The 13,076-nt window shown below is 55.9% G+C and carries 14 protein-coding genes; 6 read left to right on the forward strand and 8 right to left on the reverse strand.

What is annotated here, in order from left to right; genetic code table 11:
• Nucleotides 1-59 precede the first annotated feature (59 nt).
• From RUA4292_RS10160 to tig, 3 genes are all read left to right on the forward strand, one after another.
• Entirely contained in the window at nucleotides 60-1,796 is a 1,737-nt protein-coding gene (locus tag RUA4292_RS10160) for a bifunctional ADP-dependent NAD(P)H-hydrate dehydratase/NAD(P)H-hydrate epimerase (RefSeq protein WP_058277499.1), read from the forward strand.
• 301 nt (nucleotides 1,797-2,097) lie between these two features.
• The gene (locus RUA4292_RS10165; protein WP_058278137.1) at nucleotides 2,098-3,222 is read left to right on the forward strand and encodes a porin; all 1,125 of its coding nucleotides are present in this window, start codon (nucleotides 2,098-2,100) and stop codon (nucleotides 3,220-3,222) included.
• 183 nt (nucleotides 3,223-3,405) lie between these two features.
• The gene (gene tig, locus RUA4292_RS10170; RefSeq protein WP_058277500.1) at nucleotides 3,406-4,737 is read left to right on the forward strand and encodes a trigger factor; all 1,332 of its coding nucleotides are present in this window, start codon (nucleotides 3,406-3,408) and stop codon (nucleotides 4,735-4,737) included.
• 96 nt (nucleotides 4,738-4,833) lie between these two features.
• Here tig and RUA4292_RS10175 read toward each other — a convergent pair whose 3' ends face one another.
• The 7 genes from RUA4292_RS10175 to rpsF form a co-directional block, all read right to left on the reverse strand.
• Nucleotides 4,834-5,685, reverse strand: coding sequence for an acyl-homoserine-lactone synthase (locus RUA4292_RS10175; protein WP_058278138.1), 852 nt, complete (start codon nucleotides 5,683-5,685; stop codon nucleotides 4,834-4,836).
• Nucleotides 5,686-5,782: 97 nt separating this feature from the next.
• Nucleotides 5,783-6,484, reverse strand: coding sequence for a LuxR family transcriptional regulator (locus tag RUA4292_RS10180; RefSeq protein ID WP_058274014.1), 702 nt, complete (start codon nucleotides 6,482-6,484; stop codon nucleotides 5,783-5,785).
• A gap of 214 nt (nucleotides 6,485-6,698) precedes the next feature.
• The gene (locus RUA4292_RS10185; RefSeq protein WP_058278139.1) at nucleotides 6,699-7,187 is read right to left on the reverse strand and encodes a lytic transglycosylase domain-containing protein; all 489 of its coding nucleotides are present in this window, start codon (nucleotides 7,185-7,187) and stop codon (nucleotides 6,699-6,701) included.
• Nucleotides 7,188-7,341: 154 nt separating this feature from the next.
• Nucleotides 7,342-7,698 carry a hypothetical protein gene (locus RUA4292_RS10190; protein ID WP_058277501.1) on the reverse strand — a complete coding sequence of 119 codons (357 nt, stop codon included), beginning with the start codon at nucleotides 7,696-7,698 and terminating at the stop codon, nucleotides 7,342-7,344.
• A 239-nt stretch (nucleotides 7,699-7,937) separates the two neighbouring features.
• Nucleotides 7,938-8,558: a 50S ribosomal protein L9 gene (rplI, locus tag RUA4292_RS10195; RefSeq protein WP_058277502.1), complete on the reverse strand. Its 621-nt coding sequence runs from the start codon at nucleotides 8,556-8,558 to the stop codon at nucleotides 7,938-7,940.
• Nucleotides 8,559-8,570: 12 nt separating this feature from the next.
• Nucleotides 8,571-8,798: a 30S ribosomal protein S18 gene (gene rpsR, locus RUA4292_RS10200; protein WP_005982441.1), complete on the reverse strand. Its 228-nt coding sequence runs from the start codon at nucleotides 8,796-8,798 to the stop codon at nucleotides 8,571-8,573.
• 27 nt (nucleotides 8,799-8,825) lie between these two features.
• Complete coding sequence (gene rpsF / locus RUA4292_RS10205) at nucleotides 8,826-9,179, reverse strand: 30S ribosomal protein S6 (RefSeq protein WP_082637099.1); 354 nt, start codon at nucleotides 9,177-9,179, stop codon at nucleotides 8,826-8,828.
• A gap of 284 nt (nucleotides 9,180-9,463) precedes the next feature.
• Between rpsF and RUA4292_RS10210 the strand changes: the two genes are divergently transcribed.
• Nucleotides 9,464-9,982: a hypothetical protein gene (locus RUA4292_RS10210; RefSeq protein WP_058277503.1), complete on the forward strand. Its 519-nt coding sequence runs from the start codon at nucleotides 9,464-9,466 to the stop codon at nucleotides 9,980-9,982.
• A 128-nt stretch (nucleotides 9,983-10,110) separates the two neighbouring features.
• Nucleotides 10,111-10,683 (forward strand): YceI family protein, encoded by a 573-nt coding sequence (locus RUA4292_RS10215; RefSeq protein ID WP_058278140.1) that lies wholly within the window; start codon nucleotides 10,111-10,113, stop codon nucleotides 10,681-10,683.
• 59 nt (nucleotides 10,684-10,742) lie between these two features.
• Here the strand turns inward: RUA4292_RS10215 and RUA4292_RS10220 are convergent, their stop codons facing one another.
• Nucleotides 10,743-11,969, reverse strand: coding sequence for a cytochrome b/b6 domain-containing protein (locus RUA4292_RS10220; protein ID WP_058277504.1), 1,227 nt, complete (start codon nucleotides 11,967-11,969; stop codon nucleotides 10,743-10,745).
• A gap of 161 nt (nucleotides 11,970-12,130) precedes the next feature.
• Here RUA4292_RS10220 and fabD point away from each other — a divergent pair, with 161 nt between their 5' ends.
• Entirely contained in the window at nucleotides 12,131-13,069 is a 939-nt protein-coding gene (gene fabD / locus RUA4292_RS10225; protein ID WP_058278141.1) for an ACP S-malonyltransferase, read from the forward strand.
• The last annotated feature ends 7 nt before the right edge of the window (nucleotides 13,070-13,076 follow it).

The following is a 13,076-nucleotide window of genomic DNA, read 5'->3' on the forward strand; positions in this document are numbered from 1 at the left end:
TCAATTTTTGATCAACTTGCACAAAAAGTAAGCGAAACTGAATCGCCAGAGGATTTGAGATGACGGAATTGCTGACAGCGGCACAGATGCGAGCAATTGAAACAGCGGCGATTGAGTCCGGTCAGGTGACCGGTCTGGAACTGATGGAGCGCGCCGGTCGCGGGGTTGTCGAGGCGATTTTTGAGGAATGGCCGGAGTTGGCGAAAACTTCGGGGCGTGCTGTGGTTTTGTGTGGCCCCGGCAACAATGGTGGTGATGGGTTCGTCGTTGCGCGCCTGTTGAAAGAGTGGGGCTGGGAAGTCGAAGTTTTTCTGTATGGGGACGCCGACAAGCTGCCAGCAGATGCGCAAGTGAACTATGACCGGTGGCAGGAGTTGGGGGATGTTGTACCGCTGACTGAAAAGGACATGCGCAAGGGTGGTTTTGCCGATCTTTACGTTGACGCTCTGTTTGGGACGGGACTGAAACGCGGCTTGGACGGTGAACTGTTCAAGGTCGTTCGGCATCTTTCTGGTATGGATGGGGACGATTACACCGACCGCCTAGTCAGCATAGATGCCCCATCCGGCTTGTGTTTGGACAGCGGGCGGGTGTTGCATCAAGAGCCATTGAGCCTATGGCCTCGCGAATTTCTGGACGGTGTGCCCGCAGAGATGCGAAACAAGGTTGCTACTGCGGGCGGCGCGCGCGCTTTGCATGACCGTTTTGCTTGGTTGACAGTGTGTTTCGACAGCCCAAAGCCTGGGTATTTTCTGGCGCAAGGGCCGGATTTGTGTGGCAAGCTTGCTGTGAAAGACATCGGTATTTCCAAGCAGCGTTGCCGCTTTAACGGTGAACCATATGACGATGCGTTCACGTTAGGACCAAAGCCTTTTCGCGGTGCGAACCGACCTGCTTTTCTAACCCTTGCCGAGGCACCTGGCCGCGTTACGGACGAGCGAACATGGGGTGGTTTGCCGCTCTATCGCTTGCCCAAATTCAAACAGCAACACAAGTATTCCCATGGCCACGCCTTCATCCTATCGGGCGGTCCGGGCAAGACCGGCGCGACGCGATTGGCGGCGCGCGGCGCTTTGCGGATTGGGGCCGGGTTGGTGACATTGGGGGTTCCGCCGGCGGCGCAGACAGAGGTTGCGGCACAGGTTACGGCCATCATGTTGCAACGGGTTGAGGGTGGCGACGAGTTGTCCGATGTTCTCGACGATGAACGGCTGAATGCCCTTTGCTTTGGCCCTGGTCTGGGATTGGAGCGTGCGCGGGATCTGGTGCCGGTTGCTCTGGCGGCAAATCGGGCAACGGTTTTGGATGCCGACGCTTTGACCGCGTTTGCGGACGACCCTGCGGCTCTGTTTGACCAATTGCACGATAATTGCGCTCTCACACCGCATGGTGGAGAGTTCGCACGGCTGTTCCCTGACATATCTGAAAAGCTCAGGGCGGTTCCAACCAAAGGCCCGGCCTATTCCAAGGTCGACGCAACGCGTGAGGCGGCCAAGCGGGCAGGGTGCGTCGTTCTGTTCAAGGGGTCGGACACGGTGATTGCCGCGCCGGATGGGCGCTGCGCGATCAATTCGGCCCATTATGAGCGTTCGGCACCGTGGTTGGCGACGGCTGGCTCTGGCGATGTGCTTGCCGGGTTTATCACCGGGTTGCTGGCGCGTGGGTTCGCTCCGATGCAGGCTGCGGAAACGGCGGCCTGGCTGCATGTGGAATGTGCGCGCCATTTCGGCCCCGGGTTGATTGCCGAGGACTTACCCGAGCAATTACCTGCGGTTTTTCAGAGTTTGGCTAAATGACGCATGGGCGGAAATTAGCCGCTTTTTTCAGCGTTCGGCAAGAAATAGCCGCACGTATACGCATCAGTGCATGTCATTCCTTTTGAAAGACATCAGACAGAGTGGCAGACTTGTACCCAGATTTTCCTGCCTACGAAGCCTTGGTAGCCAAATCTTTGATATGATTAAAATTTACTTTCTGCCGATTTGAGCCGTAAGGCAGAAATACTAAACGCGACTAACTCGGTTCCTTGCGGAGTGGTCCGTCACATCGGTTTTTCTTTTGGCGGTTCCCACAAACGAAACGTTCAAGGTGAATAAAATGACAGTGAATTTGAAACTTCCCTCGGTTGCCGCTGTTCTGGCGATGACCACGGCGATCCCTGCCGCTGCTGAACTAAAGTACGAAAATAACAGCGGCGGTTATGTGGTGCTGTACGGTCAGCTCGATCCAGTGATCGTATCGGTCGATGACGGTCAGGAGACCGAGACCCGGTTGCTGGACAATGACCTGTCCAACAGCCGCGTGGGTTTGCGCGTCATGCAACCTTATGGCAGCAATGAGTTCATGTTCCGGTTCGAAACCGGTCTGGGTCTGCCAAGTACCGGGACAGCCAACCAGGATGGTACCAACACCAACGGTTGGAGCCGTGAAGATATCCGCCACGTCGATTTCTCGCTCAAAGGTGGATACGGCAAGTTCTCTGCCGGTCAGGGCAGTATGGCCTCGGACGGGGCCGCCGAGACTGACTTGTCCTACGTCGGGACGGCTTTGTATTCTTTTACGAACGATGAAAACGGCGCGTTTTTCTATCGGGGAGCAGACGGTGTCCTGAGTGGCATCACCGTTGGCGACTCGGCCAGCAATTTTGATGGCGCGCGTCGGGGCAGGGTCCGGTATGACACGCCCGATTTCAACGGCTTCTCAGCGGCGATTGCTTATGGTCAGAACATCCTGTCTAGCAGCGATGACGACGATTATTACGATCTCGCAGTCAAGTACCGGAACACCTTCACCAACGGTGTCGAGTTCGCAGCGAGCATTGCCTACGCAGTAAGGGATTTCGACGGCCAACCCGGCGAACGCAAGGATACCATTGGGTCCGCGTCGGTCCTGTTGCCCAGTGGGTTCAGCTTTACTGCAGCCCTCGGCACGCGGGACGATACCTCTACCGGCGCCAGCGACCCGGACTATTGGTACACTAAACTTGCTTATGAAGGGGATTGGGTGTCCTGGGGAAAAACCGGCGTTGGTATCGACTATTTCGACGGTTCCGATTTCCAAAATCAGGGGTCCAGCACCAAGTCCTGGGGTATTGCCGTTGTTCAGCGGATCGATGCGATCAACACAGACGCCTACCTGAAATACCGCAACCACGATTTCGACGACACGGTTGACTTTGACAAGAACGAAGCCTGGGTGCTGGGTGCGCTCTGGAAGTTCTGACAACGTTTCCCCGTAAACTAACGGCGCCCCGGTCTGACTGGGGCGTTTTTTTGTTCAAATCGGCGGCAAAACAAGGCTGATCTGGCCATTGCCTCTTGCACGTAAGCGGCTGGGCAAATAGAAGGCGTCAAATTTGCCCGGCGCGCCGTTTTGCGCGCCCCGAATCCTATGGGGACTACCATAATGCAGGTTACCGAGACGCTGAACGAAGGTCTGAAACGCGGCTACAATATCATCGTATCCGCAGCCGAGCTGGACGACAAAGTTAACGAGAAGCTGGTCGAAGCGCAGCCGGAAGTCGAGATGAAGGGTTTCCGCAAAGGCAAAGTGCCGATGGCACTGCTAAAAAAGCAGTTCGGTCAGCGCCTGTTGGGCGAAGCGATGCAGGAAAGCATCGATGGTGCGATGAACCAGCATTTTGAAGACAGCGGCGAGCGCCCTGCGCTTCAGCCCGAGGTCAAAATGACCAACGAAGACTGGAAAGAAGGCGACGACGTTGAGGTCGCAATGTCCTATGAGGCACTGCCTGCGATCCCCGATGTTGACCTGAAATCGGTCGAGCTGGAAAAGTTGGTTGTCAAAGCGGACGACGCAGCCATCGAAGAAGCGCTGAACAGCCTGGCCGAAACCGCGCAGGACTTCAAAGCGCGCCGCAAGGGTTCGAAAGCCAAGGACGGCGATCAAGTTGTGATCGACTTTGTCGGCAAGGTTGACGGCGAAGAGTTCGAAGGCGGTTCGGCTGAAGACTATCCGCTGGTTCTGGGTTCCAACAGCTTCATCCCCGGCTTCGAAGAGCAGCTGGTTGGCGTGAAGGCCGAAGAAGTCAAAGACGTCAACGTTTCCTTCCCCGAGGAATACGGCGCAGAGCATCTGGCCGGTAAAGACGCCGTATTCACCTGCACTATCAAAGAGGTGAAGGAACCTGTTGCTGCAGAAGTAAACGACGAGCTGGCGACCAAGTTCGGCGCTGAAGATCTGGCCGCGCTGAAAGGTCAAATCGCCGAGCGTTTGGAAGCGGAATATTCCGGTGCATCGCGCGCTGTAATGAAGCGTGGCCTGCTGGATGCGCTGGACGAGAAGGTCTCGTTCGACCTGCCTCCGTCGCTGGTTGAAGCCGAAGCCAAGCAGATCGCACATCAGCTGTGGCACGAGGAAAACCCGGAAGTGGAAGGCCACGACCACGCCGAGATCGAGCCCACAGACGAGCACAACAAGCTGGCTGAACGCCGCGTGCGTCTGGGCCTGCTGTTGGCTGAACTGGGCCAGAAGGCCGAGGTTGAGGTCACCGACTCCGAGATGACCCAGGCGATCATGAACCAGGCACGTCAGTACCCTGGTCAGGAACGTCAGTTCTTTGAGTTCGTGCAGCAGAACGCTCAGATGCAGCAACAGCTGCGCGCGCCGATCTTCGAAGACAAAGTCGTCGACTATGTCTTTGAGCTGGCTCAGGTCGCCGACAAAGAAGTCAGCAAAGACGATCTACAGAATGCCGTTGAGGCACTGGACGAGGAGTAATCCTCGTCCGCCCATCCCCATGGGCGAAAACAAATACGGAGCCGTCTGAAAAAAGACGGCTCCGCTAGGGTGGCTTAAACTTATGAGGTGAGGGGGTCAGGCCTCATGAGCAAAAGCACGGGGGGTTCTTAACAGAGCGGTTTTCTGCTCTGGCGTAAAGCGGTCTGAAAGCGCCTCGATCAGATTCAGGACAGACTCGACTTCGGTTTTCGATGTTGCCGAACTCACCTGTTCGACAAAATACTTTTCCAACTGAGTCAGCGGCCGGTGATCGTAGTTTGCGACACTTTGCTTGGCCTTTGTGCCTTCAAACAGGTCCAGCGCCTGTTCTTCCGTCAGGAAGACATCATGTTCAATGCCCGCATAATCCCGAACGCCTGAGATCCGTTCATCCGAACAGTCCATAAGGGCGGCCATGGCCACAACCTTGCCCATTGGTTTTGCAGTTCCAAGATAGTCGTAAGGCGCGTTGCCAGATCGTTGCAGGACGCGGTTCATCACAGGGTCAATCACGGCAATCGAGTCCAATACGCCGGCCATCTTGGCATATTCGAACGAGCCGATCATGATCTCACTGGTGACATAGGATACCGAGTTTTCCCCGCGTCCGCGCCCAAGCTTTTTGGTGTCGACGCAAAACCGGGTTGCTTCCCAGACCTGCGTGCTGCGGATCGGCGGTTCACCGTCCAGGATTGAATGAAAAACGTCGGACAACATGTGTGGCCCGGTCGTTTGAAGTAGTCTCATGCACCCAACAACGTCCCCCTCGCCGTCGATGCTAACTACATGTGCTGGATGAAGGTCGTCAAAATGGTCGCGTTCGCGTCCATCAACGATATTTACATCCCAACCAAGGCGGTCGCCAAAAACGCGCGCGCGCAGTTTGTACATCTCGTCCAAGACATGCTTAAACTTATTCTGGTTGATACCATCAATTACGATGATCATTTCCATCCCCCTACAGTCTGGTTACCGTAAGGATGACGTTAACTAAGATTTGAGCTAAGACTATTGGGGGTTTCCCGTATTTTTTGATCTTTTTTGATTATCCTGGGGCAATTAGGCCCAATCCAATAGCTCTTCCAATGGCTTGCGGTGTTGTCAACGCGCCCATTTTTTCACGCCCGGATCGCATATGAACTTCGACGGTTCGGTGGGAAATCGACAGGATATCACCGATGTCTTGCTGTGATTTTCCGTCCGCAACCCACTGCAGGATCTCTTTCTCTCGCGTCGAAAGGGCTGGTAAATACAGTGCTTTGGCCAGCAGGCCAGACTGCATCACGGTATCATGCGCTGTAACTGCGGCCATCTGCAGGTCCCCCATCACATGTTTCTTCAGCTTTGCCCACTCGGAATCCGAGCAATTTCGGGTCACATTCAGCAGGCCACATTCCCCGTACGGGCCACGCACCGGAACGGTTAAGCCACGGGAAGTAATGCCAAAATCATGCGCATCCCGAAAAACCGAATGGAACTTTTCGTCGTGATTAAATCTGCCCCAGTCTACCGGAGCGATGCTGAGCGCAGATTGATACAAGGTCGGGTCGAAATGGTGGAAGCCTTGGCTGCCATAGTGAATCTTCCATTCGTCCGGGTAGTTGGCATACCCCTGAACGTCACCCTTTACAGGGTTAAAAGTGGCATAAGACGCGTAGTCGAACCCCAATTCATCGCAGACAGCATTAATTATGTCGGCTGCCGACTTTTCCTCGTGGTCGATCGCGGCCAAGTCTATAAGTTTCACCTGTCCAACCCTTGCGGCGGCAAATCTTTCCCCAAAGACATGCCAAATCTGTCCATTTCACCGAATACGTTGCGTCAACTGTGGTGCCTGACGCAACCTAATTATGTATATCGCTTAGGCATAATGCGTGGTTATGGCAACAGAATACCTTAGCGATTACATAAGTCATTATTGCAACCTTTACGCTAATGACAAGCTATATCCTTACCCAACGTCACTCTGACCTTAGGCCAGTTTCAACCAGCATCCCGGCGGCCTTCGCCTCGGGATAGTAACCTTTGGCGTAAAGGAAGATAGCCCGCTTCTGGTCGCCGTCTGACAAGAGCCACGCCCCACGCAGGTATTTTCCGGCAAACTCTAGATTGGTGTCTGCATCCAACAAACCCTGAGCGTTGCCTTTGTACCCCATGGATCGCGCTGTCGCGGGCAGGATCTGCAGCAACCCGTAATATGGCCTGTTGACGGCCCATGGCCGGTGCGTGCTTTCCCTTATGGCGAGCTTGTGCAACAGCTCGCGCGGCAGTTCATAATGGTCAGCCCACTTGTTGATTGATGCACGCAATTCAGGGGTCTCATTGGGGTATAGCGGAGGATCAAAAGGGGCATTGCGAGAGCTCTGCTTGCCGTCCAGGCCGCCGCAGGCAGCCAGGGCAGGTGCGCCGAGTAATGCAACAAGTAAAGCGCGGCGCGTGTATTGGGGCATGTGTAGTCTCCGGATGGGGTTTGGCCGCATGATAGTCCCGTCGAATGCAACCGCAAGCAGACACACAGTCCGCGCGCTGATTTATGCCGGGTCTCGTTGCGTCATAACTTGGTACCAGAGTGTTCCGTAATTATCAGGTCGGATAGGCGCGTCGTTAAATTTCGACCTGGAACCACAGAATGATATCGGCAAACCAGATCTTGTTCTCTGTCGCGCGAAACTGAACGGTGTTGTTGATCCCCGGGTTCAGGACGGTTCCGGGAAAGGCCTCCCATAATCCCCGAATGTCGCCGCCCGATATGGACGGGCCATAAACGAAGGTGTCGTTAATTTCGATCTGAAAAGCCCCTCCGGACGGCGTTGCCCAAGCTTTAAAGGCAAGGATAGGCTTCGCGCGGTTGGTTCCGATGATCAGGTTGGAAGGGATCGGGTCGCTGAAGGTCTGGCTTTCACTGGGGTTTAAAGAAAAAGAGCCATCATTCACGACGATGTAGTTGCACAAGGATGCCATAGTGGTTTCTCCTGTCGGATCGCGATCCGCCCAGATGTGCGATCACGCAAATTGCTGATAAAATGAACTTCAAAAAAATGCGGCTGGGGCGGCAGGGGCCGCGTGACCGTAGGATAGCATAATTTCCATCCAAATTCCTGGCCGTGCCTGACGTCACTCTTTGTCACGGCCTGGGGTTCGAACACAAAAAAAGGCCGCGCCCTTCGGCGCGGCCTTTCATTTGTTCAAAAGCAGCCAGATCAGGCTTTGGCTTCGTCTTCCTCAGCCGGGGCCTCTTCCGCAACCAAATCGTCATCGTCGGAAGCTGCGGAACCGATATCGTCGAACAGTTCGGCGATTTCGAATTCTGCGGCGGCCTCTTCTTCGGCAGCCAGTTCCTGGATCGACTTGCCCGAAGCCTGCAGTTCGGCTTCTTCTTGCGAACGGGCAACGTTCATTTGGATCTTGACTTCGACCTCGGGGTGCAGCTTGACCGCCAGCGAGTGCAGGCCAAGCTCTTTGATCGGAGCGATCAGAGCAATCTGCTTTTTGTCGACGGTGAAACCAGCTTCGGTTGCGGCATCTGCGGCGTCACGCGGGGTGACCGAACCGTACAGAGCACCAGCATCCGATGCCGAGCGGATCACGATGAACTGCTGACCGTCCAGCTTTTCAGCCAGAGATTCAGCTTCTTTCTTGGTTTCCAGGTTGCGCGCCTCAAGCTGCGCTTTTTGGGATTCGAACGACGCAATGTTGGCGTTCGAAGCGCTCAGCGCTTTGCCTTGGGGCAGCAGAAAGTTGCGGGCGTAGCCAGGCTTGACGTCAACGACGTCGCCCATCTGACCCAGTTTCGCAACGCGTTCCAGCAGGATAACTTGCATATCAGTCTCTCCTTACTTCACAGCGTAGGGCAGCAGGGCGAGGAAGCGGGCGCGCTTGATAGCACGGGCCAGTTCACGCTGCTTTTTCGCCGAAACGGCGGTGATGCGCGAAGGAACGATCTTGCCACGCTCAGAGATGTAGCGCTGCAGCAGACGTGTGTCTTTGTAATCGATCTTCGGCGCGTTGTCGCCCGAGAACGGGCAGACCTTGCGGCGGCGGAAAAATGGTTTTGCGGCCATGGTATATGTCCTTTCGTCAGGCGTTGATCAGCGGCGCTCGCGGCGGCCTTCGCGCTCGTCGCGCTTCTGCATCTGGACCGAAGGGCCCTCGTTGTGCTCGTCGACCTTGATGGTCAGAACGCGCATAACGTCGTCATGCAGGCGCATCAGGCGCTCCATTTCCTGAACAGCGCCAGCTGGGGCGTCGGTCTTCAGGAAGGAATAGTGACCCTTGCGGTTCTTGTTGATCTTGTAGGCCATCGTCTTGACGCCCCAGTACTCGCTTTCGACGACGTTGCCGCCGTTGTCAGCCAGAACGGTGCCGAAATGTTCGACGAGGCTTTCTGCCTGCGCGTTGGACAGGTCCTGACGCGCGATCATTACATGCTCATACAGTGGCATGTGCACTCCTGTTTCTATCAAGGCGCATTTCAAAGGCGGGGCCGGTTCGTCCTTCGCGACCCTGCCACGAGAGGCTGCGCGATTCATAACTCTTGCGAAGGATGGCCCCGTATACACCATTCGCGTCGGGGGGCAAGGGCCGTCACACATGCCTTGGTGAAGTCGCGCTATTTCCTTTGCGGTGCCCAATTCCTGACGCTTTTCGGCTCAAAGTTGTTTTGCATACCGGGAACTAACCGGACAGACCGAACCAAAGACGGCAACGTGAACTAGGGTACAGAGAAATGACCGCGATGAACACGAATACCTTCGAGAAGTCTGCGACCAGCACGACTTATGATCAATCGGTTCCAGTTCTTATCGCATTTGCGCCGAACTGGAGGGCCAGAACCATTCTTGCGCGGGTCGCAGGGGCGTTTTTGATCATTGTCGCGTTTTCCATGTGGCTGATATCGGGCGCGGTGATGGCAACCGAGGTTTGGCCGATCAAGCTGGCCGCGTCGCTGACGTTTCTACTGATCGGTGTCAGCCTGCTGACTATTCAGGTGCTCGATGCGCGCCCCGATGCCTATTTTGATCCGATCCGCCGCGAAGTACGCGTGCTGCAAAAGAATGAAAACGGGCGTCCTCAGACAGTACTGCGCCGCAGCTATGACACCTTGGGTGGTGCACGGTTCGATGATGATCAGGTCGAACTCTATGACGTGGACGGCAGCCTGCTGATGAAGTTGCCGCTGCAATCAGCGGATGTTGGCCGAGCGCTGAAGGGCCAATTGAGTGGAAGTGTAACGATCTTCGCCTGATTTTCACTTCTGTTCATTTAGGAACAGAAATTGTTAGAGAATAAGTCTTGTGTGCCGCCGTTGGGCGGCACATTTTTGTTGTTGAGCATTCCAACTGGTTTGCACTCACAACATTTTTGGAGATAGTCATGAAATCCACCCTTCTTGCTGCTGCACTGGCCGTATCGGCGACCTCGGCGTTTGCAAGCGCCGAGAAATACGTTTTGGACCCCAGCCACAGCCAGGTTGTCTTCAACTATAACCACCTTGGTTTTTCCACCACGACTGGCATGTTCTCTGGCTTTGAGGGCGAGATCATGTTCGATCAGGAAAACCCGGCAGATTCCAGCGTGAGCGTGTCGATGCCAGTGGTCGAAATGATCACCGGTTGGAAGCCGCGCGAAGATCACTTCATGACCGAAGACTTCTTTGGCGTCGCCGAGGGTGACCTGATTTCGTTCACCTCGACCGGTATCGAAGTCACCGGCGACAACACCGCGAACATCACCGGTGATCTGACCATGAACGGTGTGACCAAGTCGGTCGTTCTGGACGCTAAGCTGAACCAGGTTGGCGAGCATCCGATGGCCGGCAAGCCCTGGGCCGGATTTGATGCCACCACCACACTGGTCCGCAGCGAGTTCGACCTGGGCCAGTTCGCACCGTTTGTAAGCGACGAGGTTGAGGTTCGAATTTCGGTAGAAGCGCAAAAGGCCGAGTAAGCCCGCCTTATATGCAAAAAGAAACCGCCGGGACCCGTCAGGTCTCGGCGGTTTTTTCTTTATTCGGCTTGGGTGGCTGTCAGTTCAACGGCGACTTTGACGGCAAAGGCCAGCGAGTCCTCGGTTGGTTGTTTCGTACCGACGTCGTAGTCCATTCGGTTCAGATCCAACTCTCCCTGCATCTTGGCGGTGCCGTCCTGCAAGTCCAGTTCGAACGGCAGGACTACGTCCATGGTTTTATCGCGAATGGTCAAAGTGCCGCGTGCCTCATAGGCCAGATCGGTCTTGAACAGATCTGCAGTGAAATTCGCGGTCGGGAATTGAGCGCTGTCAAAAAAGTCCGCACCAAGGGCCTGTTGTGTCACGGTGCCGATGGTCAATGAGCCTATGGCAATTGTCACATCAACAGCCCCGGCCGGTCCCGGTTCTGTTGGTTCGTCGAATGTGATTGCCGCGGTCCAGTCGGAAAACGCGCCGCTGACGGGGCTGCCCAATTGGGTGATCGTGATTGCCAAAGTGCCTTCCTGCACCTGCCAGTCGGATTGGACGGCTTCAAGCTCGGCAGATGCATTGTCACCGGTCGGATGTGCCGAGTAGGCTCCGCCGAACCACCCGATGCTAAGAGCAACAGCCCAGATCACGACTGCTGCGACGACGGGGGCAGGTGAGTGCCATTGCGTTGGTGGTTCCGGCAAATCCACCCGTCCGGGCAGCATGCGGCGCAATGTGCTGTCTTTGTCAATTACGTGGTGCTTGAGCGCGCCAACGATATGCAAAACCAGTGCACCCACCAGCACCAGCATCAGGATGAAGTGTAACCCGCCGCTTGCTTCGGCCAATGCGGGGGATTTGGGCACAAACGGCAGGTTCTGCCCGAACGGCCAGAGGATCGGTGCAAACCCTTCGGTGGCCGCATGGTGAATCCAGCCTGTCAGGGGAACCAGAACCAGCGAGCCATACAAAAGCCAGTGGACAGTTTCCGCAGCAAATGCCTCGGGCTTGTTTTCAGCATTGAGCAACCCAGGCTTGGGTTGGCCGATCGCCCACAAGATACGGGCAAGCGCCACGAAAAAGACCGTGACACCGATAGTTTTGTGCAGCGAGAACAGCTGCGCGGCCTGTTGCAGGTCTTCCGGTGTCGTTGGAATGGCCGGGTCTTCAATCGCGTGCGCCAGTTGGTTTGCAAACCACCCAATCGGAAGGGCCGTCAGAATGAGCAAGGCCGTCAGCCAGTGGAAGGTTTTTGAAACGCCCCCGTAGCTTTGGGTGGTGTTGGCAATGGGCATTGGTTCACGACTCCGATCTGTTTGCTGCGACCACCCTAAATGCAGCGGAGGCCGAGACAATAGCTTCTGACGCACAGAATGCGTGTCAGGATGCAGAGCTTGTGCCGCTCGTTCACTCGGTTTACACCCCATCGCAACCTTACGTCATCCAAGAGGCTGCAATGACACGCGCGTTCGTTTTTCCGGGGCAGGGCGCCCAAACCATCGGTATGGGCAGAGCACTGACCGAGGCCTATCCGGCTGCACAGGCAGTTTTCGACGAGGTCGATGAAGCGCTTGGTGAAAAGCTGAGCGACCTGATTTGGGAAGGTGATATTGCAGACCTGACCCTGACGCAGAACGCGCAGCCGGCGTTGATGGCAACCTCGATGGCGGCGATGCGCGCTTTGGAAGCTGAAGGAGTTGCCGTCACGAACGCTGCATTTGTAGCTGGGCATTCGCTGGGAGAATATTCAGCGCTTGCGGCAGCTGGCGCGCTGTCGATTGCGGATACGGCGCGTTTGTTGCGGACACGTGGTCAGGCGATGCAAAGCGCCGTTCCGGTTGGTGAAGGCGCAATGGCCGCAATTCTGGGGCTGGACCTTGAGGCGGTTCGTGCCGTCGCAGAAGAGGCTGCGCAGGGCTCGGTCTGTCAGGCCGCGAACGACAACGATCCTACTCAGGTCGTTGTTTCAGGCGCAAAGGAAGCCGTGGAACGTGCAGCCGAGATTGCCAAGGAAAAAGGCGCAAAGCGCGCTGTAATGCTTCCTGTTAGTGCTCCGTTCCATTGTGCGCTGATGCAGCCTGCTGCCGATGTGATGGCAGAGGCGCTGGCAGCGGTGGAAATCAAGGCTCCGGCGGTTCCGCTGATCGCCAATGTGCGGGCTGAGGCTGTCAGCGACCCGGACCTGATCCGTCAGTTGCTGGTCGAGCAGATAACCGGTTCTGTGCGCTGGCGTGAAAGCGTGCTGTACATGGCGGCGCAAGGCGTGACCGAGACATGGGAGATCGGTGCAGGCAAAGCGCTTTCGGGGATGATCCGCAAGATCGACCGCGCGATTGCTGGCAAGGCTGTAGGCACGCCGGATGACGTGCAGAATATGGTTAAGAGCGAATCATAAGAACAAC

The organism is Ruegeria atlantica (assembly GCF_001458195.1).
GTDB lineage: Bacteria > Pseudomonadota > Alphaproteobacteria > Rhodobacterales > Rhodobacteraceae > Ruegeria > Ruegeria atlantica.